The organism is Candidatus Limimorpha sp., assembly GCF_056203535.1.
The window spans coordinates 209,443-222,638 of sequence record NZ_JBADWU010000105.1 but is presented as its reverse complement, the minus strand read 5'-3'; the positions used below and the strand labels follow the sequence as shown (position 1 = coordinate 222,638).

Below are 13,196 nucleotides of genomic sequence, written 5' to 3'. Positions count from 1 at the left end.
TGGAAATGACTGCTAAAGAATTGGTTTTCAATTATCTGAAAGGCATTAGAATTGAGCCTACCGAAAATGAATTTGGCCTCAATTTCAGCTATAAAGGTTGGAATTTCTTGCTTTGGAACGACAAACAGGATCCGCTTTTTTTCCGTCTCACTTTGCCGGGTATTTTCGATGTTACCGACGAGAATTTTGCAGAGGCAATCATGGCGGCCAACAACATCAACTGGAAATATAAGGTGGTGAAGGCTGTGGTTTATGATTACGAAGACGAGCATGAAAGCGGCGCTTCCGTGTGGATGTGCTTTGAGCAACTGCTTGATGCTACGCCGAATGTCGATGACATTGTGCCGCGTGCCATACAAAGTCTGCTGGGTGCCTGCGATGACTTTATGAAGGAAATGACTGATGAATAATAATAATCTGAATAAAATGAAACGAAACTTACTGATTCTCATTGCAATGATGATGACCACAACATCTTTTTCGCAATACAAGCCTGCTGGCGATAAAATCAAGACGGACTGGGCTTCGGAAGTGGTGCCCGAAAACGTGTTGCCTGAATATCCGCGCCCGCTGATGGTGCGCCCGACATGGAAAAACCTCAACGGCTTGTGGCAATATGCCATAACACCGAAAGGGGAGAAGACTCCGACGGCATACGAAGGCGACATCTTGGTGCCGTTTTGCATTGAGTCTTCGCTTTCAGGCGTGCAAAAAACTGTCGGTCAGGATAATGCTTTGTGGTATGAAAAGACTTTCGCCGTTCCGAATGAATGGAAAAACGACCGTGTTCTGTTACATTTTGGCGCTGTCGACTGGATGACCGATGTGTGGGTGAATGGCGTTAAAGTCGGTTCGCACACGGGCGGTTACACACCTTTCACTTTCGACATTACGCAGGCTTTGTCTGGGAAAAACAACAAGTTGGTTGTCCGTGTCTGGGACCCGACCGACAAGAGTTATGTCCCTCGCGGAAAGCAGGTTTCGAATCCCGAAGGCATTTTCTACACGGCTGTGACGGGCATTTGGCAAACGGTGTGGCTTGAACCGGTGCCCGATGCCTACATCAAATCCATCAACACGACGTCTGATTTGGACAAGGCTACGGTGAAAGTCGACATCGATTTCTCGAATCCTACCGCTGACGATTTGTATTGGGTTGATGTGATTTACGAAGGTGAAAAAGTGGCCGAAGGCAAGTCAATCAATGGACAGCCGGTTGAAGTGAATATGCCTGAAGGTTTCCTGACTTGGACGCCCGATCATCCATTTCTATATGATTTGAAAATCAAGGTTTTACGCAAGGGAAAACAAATTGATGTCGTTGACAGTTATTTCGCCATGCGTAGTTTCGGCACGCAGCGCGATGACAATGGCATTGTGCGTCTGACCTTAAACGGCAAGCCTATTTTCCATTACGGACCGCTTGACCAAGGCTGGTGGCCTGATGGACTTTACACTGCGCCAACCGATGAGGCTCTGGCTTACGATGTGCAGAAAACCAAGGATTTTGGCTTCAATATGATTCGTAAGCACGTCAAGGTGGAGCCGGCACGCTGGTACTATCATTGCGACCGTCTCGGCATCATCGTCTGGCAGGACATGCCAAGCGGCGACCGTGGCCCAGGCTGGAATACCAAGGAGTATTTCCAAGGTCCTGAAAGTCTGCGTTCTTTGGAGTCGGAAGAGAATTACAAAAAGGAATGGACGGAAATCATCACTGCTTTGAAATCGCAGCCTTGCATTGGCGTTTGGGTGCCGTTCAACGAGTCGTGGGGACAGTTCAAGACACCTGAAATCGTTGAAATGACCAAGAAACTCGACCCGACGCGTTTGGTGAATCCGGCTTCGGGCGGCAATTTCTATCAGTGCGGCGATATTCTTGATTTACACCATTATCCCGACCCGAAAATGGTGCTTTACGACCCGACTCGCGCCACGGTTTTGGGTGAATATGGTGGCATTGGCCGCAAGGTTGATGGCCACACTTGGGTGAAAGACCAAGGCTGGGGTTATGTGGAATTCGATACCGAAGAAAAAGTCACCGATACATACGTTGAATACGCCAATACTTTGTACAAGATGATTCCGCAAGGCTTTTCGGCGGCTGTCTACACCCAGACCACCGACTGCGAAACGGAACTCAATGGCCTGATGACCTACGACCGCAAGGTGATTAAGTTGGACGAAAAACGCTTGCACGACATCAACAGCAAGATTAGCCACGCTTTGGCGGAATAATCTTGCATTGTTATCATAGAAAAATGACCAAATGTGCCTTTTTGATACCACATTTGGTCGTCTTTCTGTATTTGTAATAAACATTCGGGACGGCATCCTGCCACCTAAAAGTCTGACCATAATTCAAATCGTTCCTTGAACTCTTTTTTCACACTTTCCTTGAATTCGGAAAAGCTCTTTTGTGTGAAGTTTATGATGAAATGAAGTTTTTTTATGCCATTGAAAATTAGTCAAATATGTTGATAAATGCAAATTGTGAATAAAGGGCTTTGTTTTGAGAAAGGAACTTGTAATTTGCAGTTGATTTGTTTTTGCAAACCGCACAATTAAAAAATCCTTATTTTTGCTGAAATATTGTGCGGAAACGCACATGGAATGAATATTTGCTATGTCGATGCTAATTACGGTATTAGGAAGCGGAACGTCGCAGGGAGTGCCGGTTATCGGTTGCCAATGTCCTGTCTGCCAGTCGGCTGACCCGCGCGACAAACGCCTGCGTACTTCTATTTTGATTCAGACGGAACAAGTGACTGTGGCCGTTGATGCAGGCCCTGATTTCCGTCAGCAGATGTTGCGTGAAAATGTGAATCGTCTTGATGCTGTGCTGATTACGCATGAACATAAAGACCATATCGGTGGCTTGGACGATTTGCGGCCTTTCATTTTCCGGCAGGAGAAGCCGATGGTCCTGTATGTCTCTGATGAGGCTTTGCCGGAAATAAAACGCGAATATTCCTATGCTTTTGAGGAGCATCCTTATCCCGGTGCGCCGACTTACGATATTCGCAAACTTGATGAAACGCCATTTGATTTAGGCGATTTGCACATTGAGCCAATCCGCTTGAAACATTTTACTTTGACGAGTTACGGTTTTCGCATCGGGAAATTCGCATACGTTACCGATTTGAGCGAGATTTCCGATGAAATCATTGAGCATTTGCAAGGCGTTGATTACTTGATTATTGAAGCGTTGCAACGAAAGAAACATTATTCACATCTTACATTGGATGAAGCAATTGCCGTAGCGAAAAAAATCAATCCGAAACGGACTTGGTTCACGCATTGCAGCCATAGCATGGGGCGTTATGTGGATGTTTGCCGTGAGTTGCCAGAAGGTATGGCTTTGGCATTTGATGGCATGAAAATTTTGCTGGAATAATTTGCATAATTCTGAAATTTGGCTTTTATTTGCAAAAATTTACGACTATGAAATCAACAATTGCTCAACATTTAATCAAGGTCGCAGACCTGAATCATCATGAAACTTTCTATGCCGGCCGTTGCGCCGAATGGCTGATTGAGAGTTCATATTTCGCTATCAACCAATATCTTGATACGAAAAACGTAGTGCTTTTGGTGCAACATGGCATCAATTTCCGTTTCCCGTTGTTTGTCGGTGACATCATTACTTTCGATAGTAAGGTGGTAAGTGCTGGCAGAAGCACGGTGACGGTCTACACCAAGGTCTACAAGAGCAACGATCCTGACAGGATTTGTGCCTACGGTTTCTCGACCTTCTCGCATTTGGATGCCAATCATCATTCGCGTCCCCATGGTCTCGTCATTACGCCCGAAACGGAAGAAGAGGTCGCCTTGCAGCGGGAAGCTGAAGAAATCGTGATGGAATCGCTCAAACGTGCCAGCCGCAATAGAAGGTATTGATTGTCGTTTGGTTCTGTAAAAAACTGATTTATATGAATATGCTTAAACATTTTGCTTGGGCATTTCTTATGCTTTTGGCTTTTTCTTTGCAAGGATGCCATAAAGACGAAAATAAAGGAAATGAAGATCAGGGTGGGGAAGTGTGTGTTTATCCTGATACGTTGAAGGTGACTGTGAATGGCGTTAGCTTAAACATGAGACATGTCATAGGCGGATCGTTTGTCATGGGTGGGCAGAACACGAATCCTGCTGCTCCAAGTTACGATCTGAATGCCTATAGTTGGGAAGGCCCTTTGCATATAGTAACGGTTTCGGATTTCTATATTGCTGAGACAGAAGTGACTCAAGCACTTTGGATAGCTGTAATGGAAAACAATCCAAGTCATTTTGTCGGAGATGATTTGCCTGTCGAAACAGTGAGCTGGATTGATTGCAATCAGTTTATTAATGCCTTGAATAAGTTGTCGGAATATCATTTCTATTTGCCTACGGAAGCCCAATGGGAATTTGCAGCACGAGGCGGAAAGTTGAATCATGGCTATAAGTTTAGCGGCAGCAATAATCTTGATGCCGTGGCTTGGTATAGCAATAATGCCGATTCAACACATGCAGTCGCAACAAAACGGCCAAACGAATTGGGGTTGTACGATATGAGCGGCAATGTGATGGAATGGTGCAGTGATTATTTCGGAGCTTATCCCGAAACTGCTCAAGAAGACCCTGCTGGACCTGAGACAGGCAATGAGCGTGTTATTCGGGGTGGCAGTTGGGGCAATGTCTCAAATTTGAGCCGAGTGTCCTTCCGTGATTATTACTATGGAGACAAGTCGAATGACAATTTAGGCTTTAGGCTTGCTATGGGAATGAACTTTTCTGTCAAATGACACCATCAAGCGATTTACTTATCATCGCTGAATTATCAACCCTAAACTCCTAATTCCTCACTCTTAACTATTATCCTATCTCTTTCGGATAGCAGATAAAATGTTTCACAACAGGTTGCGAAAGCACCGAAATGTTCAGCTGGTCGGAGGCCTCGCTGATGTCTTTTAACGTACCATCCTTATACAGAATGTTGATGGCAGATTTTTTCGGATGATAGGCGTGATTCGATGAAATGCCTTGCAGCAGCATGAAATCGGCATCTTCCAAACTCCAGCCGTACAATTTCGCAATCTTGCGACGCTTCTCATCGACATAGTTTTCATCAAATGGCGTTTCCTGCATTTCGATTTTGAACAAGTGCCTGTGGATGAGTCTGTTGCTTAATTCTGAAAGAACGGTGTCTTTGTCGTAACACCACATTTTCACGGCTGCCATCACATCGAAATCATCCAATTGGCAGAATTGGTCGAGTGCGAAATCCTTGTCTTCAAAATCGTTGAATTTGCATTGGCTTTTCAGGAAAAACGACAAGGCAGGGGTGGCGGGCAAATCGCGTTCCTTGCTGAGCATTTTTGCACGTTTTAGAATCTTCATCAAAGTGTATTCCGCACTCAGTACGGCCTTGTGCATGTAGACTTGCCAATACATGATACGGCGCGAGACAATGAAACTCTCTACGGAATAAATACCTTTGGCTTCGATGGCCAGCTCGTTGCCGACCACTTCAAGCATCTCCAGCAATCGTTCAGCATTGATGCTACCTTCGGCAACGCCGGTGAAAAAGCTATCGCGCTTCAGGTAATCCATTCTGTCGACATCCAACTGGCTGGAAATAAGTCTGCTGAGAAACTTTTTTTCATAATTGTCGGTGAAAATGTCGATGGCTAAATCGAGTTTTCCGTCATGCAACTTGTTGAGTTTTTTCATAATTTCCAACGAAATCTCTTCATGCGTGATGCCTTGCACGATGCTGTTTTCCAGTGTGTGAGAAAAAGGTCCGTGCCCACAATCGTGCAGCAAAATGGCAAGTGAGGCAGCTTCCGATTCCTTGTCGGAGATGTCGTAGCCTTTGGCACGCAGAATCTGAATGGCACGCCTCATCAGGTGCATGGCTCCAAGGCTGTGAGCAAATCGTGTGTGGTTGGCACTCGGGTAGACCATGTTGGTCATGCTGACTTGCTTGATGCGCCTCAGACGTTGAAAATAAGGGTGTTCGATGATGTCGAAATGCAGTTCGTCAGGAATGCTGATGAAACCATGAACTGGATCGTTGAAGATTTTCTTTTTGTTGGATGTCTGTTCAAGCATTACAAATTGAGTTAGTTACGCGAAATGTTGGAACCGTCATTTTAGAACTTATAGCCTAAGCTGAAATAAGCCGAAAACTTGTGGGTCAAATCGCTCCATTGTCCTTCGAGTGAGATTGGGCCGATGTGGCTGTCGAGTGTGTATTTGAGTCCAAAACCCCAGTTGTCGAAAGACTCGCCATTGGTGAAAAATTTCTCGATTTTGTCGGAATGGCGCAGATAGTTGCAGATTCCCGAAGCATAATGTCTCTTGAAGAGCCTGACTCTGACATCGAATCTGCCGATGGCGGTGAAGTTGTTTGTCATGCTTGTGTAAAGCGATCCAACGAAAGGCAATTGCTGGTCAAGGTAGCGTCCTGCAAAACTGCCTCCAACGAAGTTGCTGTTGATCAGCTGATTGTTGGTGCCAATGATGTCACTGATATAGATTTGAGGAATCAGGGTGATGCGCCAGTTGTTTGGCGTAAAGTACGATTCCCAAGAGAACTGAACACTTCCGAAACCTTCTTGCTTGTCTCTACCGAAGTTCAAGTTGGCGTCTAAAGTTGTTTTTGAGCCGTGCATGGCAAAGAAGGCATTGTCCATGTTGTCAAACTGTGCTCTGAGGAAAGGCCCGAAATTGAAGTCGTCGGTTGCTTCATTATTGATAAACGGAAACTTGATATGTGGCAGAATGGTGCAGCGGACACCAAGGGCGCCGTTAAAACTAAACAAGTGAAATTCAGAAATGTATATGCTGAATCTGTTGCTGCGGAAATTGATGTTTTCCAAATCATCCTCGTTGACATAAGTCTTGAAATCGGCGGAATAGAATTCGTAAGAAGCACTGATTTTGTTTGTGCCTCTATTCGCCCATGTGAAAGTCGTGTTGATGTAAGGATTGTAGCCGAGTTTTGTGGTAAAATCCAGCTTTGCTCCGGTGAGACGGTTATGGTTGAGGCTGATGTTGAGCAATACGGAAGCACTTTCTTCTGTGTCGTATCTGAATCCGAAACCTATCGAATGAGGTTCTGATTTTCTGAGTCTCAGATTAATGTCAAAAGCCTCAAGGGTGTCGTTAGCGTTCTCATTTTCAACTTGTTTGATTTTGTATGTGACTTCAGAATAAGATCCTGTCCCTTTGTATGTTTCAATGGCTTTTTCAATGTCTTCGCCTTTGATGATTGTCCCTTCCTTGAGCTTGCCTTTCCTGCAAAGCCAGTTGCCTTCCTGTTTGCCGATGTTATCGCTGAAATTGACGGAATTGATGATGATATATTCGTCAGCTATCGATCTGGCTTTCGGCGCTTTGTGTGTTTGTGCGATAGGACCGTACGAATCAATCTGTTCTTTCAGGGCCAGAAGTACATCTTTATATTGTCTTGCAGCCTGATAACCTCTTTGAATCAGGGTGTCGATGGATTCCTTTTCAAAGCTCAGCGTGTTGTAGCCTTTGATGTTAGGGTGAATGTAGATGTCGCACAGTTTGCGGTTTTTTTCGGCTTTTTCTTCACCAGTGATATTGACGAGCTGAAGGGCAAGTTGCGGCAGCGATTTCAGCTGGTCGTCGCCAACTACGACTTCGTCGTTTACTTCAATGCCGATCAAGATGTCGGCTCCCATCTCTTTGCAGACATCGACGGGAATATTGTTCACCAATCCGCCGTCGACAAGGTGCATTCCGTTGATTCTGACAGGTTCGAACACGCCCGGAATGGCCATGCTGGCCCGCATGGCGATTGGCATACTGCCGCTTCTCAGCACGACTTCCTTGCCGTCTCTGATGTTGGTGGCAACACAGGCGAAAGGAATTGGCAAGTCGTTGAAACTCATGGAATCCTGATAGCCGACGCAAAGTCCGTTGAAAAGGTTGGTGAGCTTTGAACCATCTATAAATGAACTTGGAAGCGACGACAGGAAATCGTGACGGTCAATGCCTGTGAAAATGTGATCCGATTCGCCGTCTTTGAAGTTGAATGGAATGGTCAGCAAATAAGTGCTTTTGCGGATTCGGTCGTCCGACGACATCTTGTCGCGGCTGATGTTGTTGCTCATGTATATGCTCCAATCGAGATTGGAAATGAGTGTGTCGAGTTCGTTGGCCGAATAGCCTAATGAGTACATGCCGCCGATGATGGAACCCATACTGGTGCCCGTAACGTAATCGATGGGCAATCCGATTTCCTCAAAGTATTTCAAGACACCGATGTGCGCTGAACCTTTTGCGCCACCTCCACTAAGTACCAGTCCGATTTTAGGACGTTCTGCTTGCTTTTTCGGATTTGGTTTGGTTTGCGATTGTGCTGAAATTGACAGCAAAATGCAGATTGACAGAATAATATGCTTTAATTTCATTGGTATGAATGTTTATTTTTTGCAAAAGTACTGTTTTTTTCAAATGAAAAATAGAAGCGAAATAATATTTTTGCAAATTGTTGAAAATAGGACAGAAAGAGGCTGCCGTCAAAAATCTTGACGTTTTTCATACCAGAATGCTTCTTTGTGCGTTATAGGATAAATTACTGCTTTGTACAGTTGAAAATATATGAACTATGGAAAAAATGACGATTCTTTGGGCCGATGATGAAATTGAACTTCTGAAGCCTCATATCATGTTCTTGGAACAAAAAGGTTATGAAGTAGTTACGGCCAACAATGGCTCCGATGCCATTGATTTGGTGCGCGAACAGCATTTTGATATTGTGTTTCTCGATGAGCAGATGCCCGGCATTTCGGGTATCGAGGCTTTGGAAGTCATCAAACGCGACTATCCGAGTCTTCCTGTCGTGATGATTACGAAGAGCGAGGAAGAACGCATCATGGAAGATGCAATCGGTTCAAATATAGCTGATTACCTGATTAAACCCGTTAATCCGAACCAGATTTTGCTGTCGCTGAAACGCAATCTTGAGAACAAGAAACTTCGCGATGAAAAGTCGTCGATGGGCTATCAGCAGGAGTTCCGCAAAATCAGCATGGATTTGAACAACAATCTGAATTTCAACGAGTGGATTGATGTCTACAAAAACCTTGTGCGTTGGGAACTGGAATTGCAAAAGTCGACTGATGAAGGCATAAAAGGCATTCTTGCTGACCAAAAACAGGAGGCCAACAACATTTTCACGCGTTATGTGCAGCGCAATTATGTCGATTGGATTCAAGGCAAATCGGAGAAGCCTGTCATGTCGCACACGGTGGTTCGCGATAAGGTGCTGCCACGCATTACGGATGATGACAAACCGCTGTTTCTCATTGTGATAGACAATCTCCGCTACGACCAGTGGAAAGCCATTCAGCCGATGATTGAGCATTATTTCCGCGTCGATTCCGATGATGTTTATTACAGCATTTTGCCGACCACGACGCAATATGCACGCAATTCCTTGTTTGCCGGTCTGATGCCGCTTGAAATCCGCCGCCGCTATCCGAAATGGTGGGTTGACGAGGAGGACGAGGGCACGAAAAACCAGTTTGAAGGCGAACTGTTGGGCGAACAGTTGAAGCGCTTTGGAAAAAACATCAAGTACTCTTATAATAAGGTGTTGAATTTGCAGGCTGGCAAGAAACTCTACGACCAGATGTCGAACCTGATGCAGAACAAGCTGAATGTCATTGTCTACAATTTCGTCGATATGCTTTCTCATGCGCGTACCGAAATGGAAATCATCCGCGAACTGGCTGATGATGAGGAAGCTTACCGCTCGCTGATGGTCTCGTGGTTCGAACATTCAAGCCTGTTCGACATGATGCGTTTCATTGCCGAAAAGAAATGCGACATGATTATCACCACCGACCACGGCTCCAATTATGTGAAGAATCCTGTGAAGGTTTTGGGCGATAGGGAAGTGAACACGAATTTGCGCTACAAGTACGGCAAGAACCTGAAATATAATCCGAAAGAAGTGTTTGAGGTGCGCGATCCTGAAAAGATTTTCCTGCCGCGCATCAACCTGAGCACGTCATATATTTTTGCCGGCTCCAACGACTTTTTTGCCTATCCGAACAACTTCAATTATTACGTCAATTACTACCGCAATACTTTCCAGCACGGCGGCATCTCGATGAGCGAAATGCTGATTCCGATAACTTATTTGAAGCCGAAAATTTAAGAGGGTTTTAGGATTGCCTGCGGCAAGAAATGCTTCAAAAATCGATTAAAAAATCATTTTTCACTTGTAGAGACGTAGCGTGCTACGTCTCTTTGCGAAAGCGAAAGCAGATTTTTGAAAGATTTTAAATGAGGATTTTTATTAGATTTCTTCGGCAAAGCCGAATCCATATAATGTTTTCATAAAAGCAACTCCAAAATTTCCTAATTTTGCCGCAAATATCTTCAATCATGTTGCAAAAGGAAATTGAAATCAATAGCGTGGAGGAACTCTCGCAAGTCTCTGAATATCTGTTAGGTTTGCGCGAGGAATCCGATATCATCGCTTTTTACGGACCGATGGGTGCAGGAAAGACAACCCTCATCAAGAATCTTTGCCATCGAATGGGCGTTACCGATGAGGTCAACAGTCCGACATTTGCCATCGTCAACGAGTATGTGACTGAAGAGTCGGAATCGGTCTATCATTTTGATTTTTATCGCATTAAGAAGTTGGAAGAGGTCTACGACATCGGTTATGAAAACTACTTTTATAGCGGCAATCTCTGTCTGCTCGAGTGGCCGGAAATGATTGAGCCTCTGATGCCTGAAAAGTTCATCCGTGTCGACATCGCTCTGGGCGATACGGATGATAGCAGAAAGATTGTCGTGTCGGTGGTGGAATAAAGGCTATGGCAATCAATCTAAGTGATTATTCCTCCGTCTTCATCCTGACAGACGAAAACATTGCGCCATTTTGGTTGCCCGAAGTGTGCGAATGGCTGCATTGCCCCAAGGCAATCGAAATTATCATCAAGCCTGGCGAACAGCAAAAGAATCTTCGGACGGTTCAAAGAATTTGGAATAAACTGTTGAAACACAATGCCGACCGTCATTCTCTGCTCGTCAATTTAGGCGGTGGCGTGATTTCCGATATGGGTGGTTTTGCAGCATCATGCTTTAAGCGCGGCATTGACTTCATCAACATTCCGACCACATTGCTGGCGATGGTCGATGCATCGGTTGGCGGAAAAACGGGTATCGATTTCGGCGGTTACAAAAATCAGATTGGAACTTTTGCTGAACCTAAGGCGGTTTTGCTCAATACTATGTTTCTCAGTACTTTGCCTGAACGGGAAATCCTTTCCGGACTTGCTGAAATGCTGAAATATGGTTTCATAGCCGATCCTGATTTGCTGCAAGTCGATTTGGAAAACTATGAATCTTTCATTCATCATGCTGCCGAAATCAAGAAGAAAATTGTTGCAGACGACCCGTTTGAACAAGGCAAACGCAAAATCTTGAATTTTGGACATACTATTGGCCATGCTATTGAAAGTCATTATCTTACAGGCGAAAATCCTTTGTTGCATGGCGAGGCCGTGGCACTTGGAATGTGGTGTGCATTGTGGCTGTCCGTGCAAAAAATGGGGCTTGATGAAATGGTTTTACGAGACTACGAAAGAAAACTTCCCGTGTCGCTTTCCGAAGCGCAAGTCATTGTTGGTGAGCAAGATATTGAAGATATTATGAGGAAACTTGTCCACGACAAGAAATCGCGCGATGGCAAGCCGCAATTTGTGTTGCTGGAAGCTCTTGGAAAACCGGTTCGCGATATTGAAATAGAGCCTGATATGATTCGTGAGGCTTTAATACGTTGTCCAAAACTTTTTGCTTGATGAAGGACTTCCAAGACAATGATACGCTTGAAATTTCATGTCCTTTTGCCCAAAAAACGGTGAAAGGCAATGTGAAGCTTCCGTTTAGCAAAAGCGAAAGCAATCGTGCCTTAATGATTGCGGCATACGGTGGATTTCCGTTGGAAATCAATGATTTGTCGGATGCCAATGATACTGCACTGTTGCAAAAACTGCTTTGTTCCTTCTCCCAAGGTGTATCGGCTTTTGATTGCAAAGATGCGGGAACTGTGGCGCGTTTTCTGATGACTTTTTTGGCAGGAAAACAGGGTGATTGGACTTTGACGGGCAGTCCTCGCCTTTGCCAGCGTCCCATGGGTGATTTGGTGGCAGCCTTGCGCCAATTGGGGGCTTCGATTGAATGTCTCGGAAATGATGATTGTTTGCCGGTGAAAATAAAAGGAGTTGATATTCAAGGTGGTAAAGTCACCCTTAATGTCGAAAAAAGCAGTCAGTTTGCTTCGTCTTTATTGTTGGCGGCTCCGATGTGGCCGAAAGGTTTGAAACTGCATTTGCTGGGCCAACTCAATTCGCTGCCTTACATTGATATGACTATTGCCATGATGCAAAATGCTGGTGCAAATTCGTTTAGGGAAAAAACTGTGATTTCTGTTGATAATGTGCCTTATCAGTTTGCAGGGCAAAAGGTCTCGGCGGATTGGAGTGCCGCCTCCTATTGGTTTGAGCTGGCGGCCTTGAGCGATGATTGCGACTTGTTGCTCGAAAATCTGTCTTTTGATTCGCTTCAAGGTGATGCCGCCATTGCCGAAATGATGCGCTTTTTGGGCGTTGATGCAATTCAGGAAAAAAGTGGTATCCGATTGAAAAAGAAATTGTTAGAAGTAGGAAATCCAGTCTTTGATTTTTCGGAAACGCCTGACCTGTTTCCAGCAGTTGTGGCGACTTGTGCCGGCTTGAAACTGAAGGCAAGTTTTAAGGGAATAAAGAACCTTGCTTTGAAAGAATCGGATAGGGTGGCGGCGATGGCTGAGGAATTGCGGAAAATTGGCGCAACTTTGGTGCGGCTTTCAGATAATGAGGCATTTTTGTCATCATTCGAAAATACTTCACGGTTATCACATTTTCAACCGATTGTCTTTGATTCGCATAACGACCATAGAATTGCGATGGCATTGGCTCCATTAGTGCTTGTTATCGACTCTTTTTCGATTGAAAACCCTAGTGTTGTTTCTAAATCTTATCCGAATTATTGGGATGAAATCTTGTTATATTTATGTAATTAATTGATTATCAATGATTTCACCCCCCCCCATTGCGAATTTTTTTATCCTTTAATTCTCTTTGTATAGAATTATTATTTAAATTTGCACAATTTTAGCA

Annotated in this window: 11 protein-coding genes; 9 read left to right on the top strand and 2 right to left on the bottom strand. The window is 44.6% G+C overall.

All coding sequences use genetic code 11. From position 1 onward, the window contains the following. Positions 1-5: 5 nt before the first annotated feature. The 5 genes from AC06MN_RS13285 (at position 6) to AC06MN_RS13265 (ending at position 4,784) form a co-directional block, all read left to right on the top strand. On the top strand, positions 6-410 hold the full coding sequence (locus AC06MN_RS13285) for a hypothetical protein (RefSeq protein WP_475672867.1): 405 nt from the start codon (positions 6-8) through the stop codon (positions 408-410). A 16-nt stretch (positions 411-426) separates the two neighbouring features. Further along, the gene (locus AC06MN_RS13280; RefSeq protein ID WP_475672866.1) at positions 427-2,238 is read left to right on the top strand and encodes a glycoside hydrolase family 2 protein; all 1,812 of its coding nucleotides are present in this window, start codon (positions 427-429) and stop codon (positions 2,236-2,238) included. A 388-nt stretch (positions 2,239-2,626) separates the two neighbouring features. Next, entirely contained in the window at positions 2,627-3,397 is a 771-nt protein-coding gene (locus tag AC06MN_RS13275) for an MBL fold metallo-hydrolase (protein WP_475672865.1), read from the top strand. Between the two features lie 47 nt (positions 3,398-3,444). Then, positions 3,445-3,900, top strand: a complete 456-nt coding sequence (locus AC06MN_RS13270) for an acyl-CoA thioesterase (protein ID WP_475672864.1) — start codon at positions 3,445-3,447, stop codon at positions 3,898-3,900. A 32-nt stretch (positions 3,901-3,932) separates the two neighbouring features. Next, positions 3,933-4,784, top strand: a complete 852-nt coding sequence (locus AC06MN_RS13265) for a formylglycine-generating enzyme family protein (protein ID WP_475672863.1) — start codon at positions 3,933-3,935, stop codon at positions 4,782-4,784. 70 nt (positions 4,785-4,854) lie between these two features. Here AC06MN_RS13265 and AC06MN_RS13260 read toward each other — a convergent pair whose 3' ends face one another. Further along, positions 4,855-6,093 carry an HD domain-containing protein gene (locus AC06MN_RS13260; protein WP_475672862.1) on the bottom strand — a complete coding sequence of 413 codons (1,239 nt, stop codon included), beginning with the start codon at positions 6,091-6,093 and terminating at the stop codon, positions 4,855-4,857. 41 nt (positions 6,094-6,134) lie between these two features. Next, positions 6,135-8,426, bottom strand: coding sequence for a patatin-like phospholipase family protein (locus tag AC06MN_RS13255; RefSeq protein WP_475672861.1), 2,292 nt, complete (start codon positions 8,424-8,426; stop codon positions 6,135-6,137). Between the two features lie 197 nt (positions 8,427-8,623). Between AC06MN_RS13255 and porX the strand changes: the two genes are divergently transcribed. The 4 genes from porX to AC06MN_RS13235 all read left to right on the top strand — a co-directional run bounded on the left by porX (position 8,624) and on the right by AC06MN_RS13235 (position 13,099). Next, positions 8,624-10,180: a T9SS response regulator signal transducer PorX gene (gene porX, locus AC06MN_RS13250; RefSeq protein ID WP_475672860.1), complete on the top strand. Its 1,557-nt coding sequence runs from the start codon at positions 8,624-8,626 to the stop codon at positions 10,178-10,180. Positions 10,181-10,410: 230 nt separating this feature from the next. Next, on the top strand, positions 10,411-10,845 hold the full coding sequence (gene tsaE / locus AC06MN_RS13245; RefSeq protein ID WP_475672859.1) for a tRNA (adenosine(37)-N6)-threonylcarbamoyltransferase complex ATPase subunit type 1 TsaE: 435 nt from the start codon (positions 10,411-10,413) through the stop codon (positions 10,843-10,845). Between the two features lie 5 nt (positions 10,846-10,850). Then, positions 10,851-11,837 (top strand): 3-dehydroquinate synthase, encoded by a 987-nt coding sequence (gene aroB / locus AC06MN_RS13240; RefSeq protein WP_475672858.1) that lies wholly within the window; start codon positions 10,851-10,853, stop codon positions 11,835-11,837. Beyond that, positions 11,837-13,099, top strand: coding sequence for a 3-phosphoshikimate 1-carboxyvinyltransferase (locus AC06MN_RS13235; RefSeq protein WP_475672857.1), 1,263 nt, complete (start codon positions 11,837-11,839; stop codon positions 13,097-13,099). Before aroB ends, AC06MN_RS13235 begins: the two co-directional genes overlap by 1 nt. Positions 13,100-13,196 lie beyond the last annotated feature (97 nt).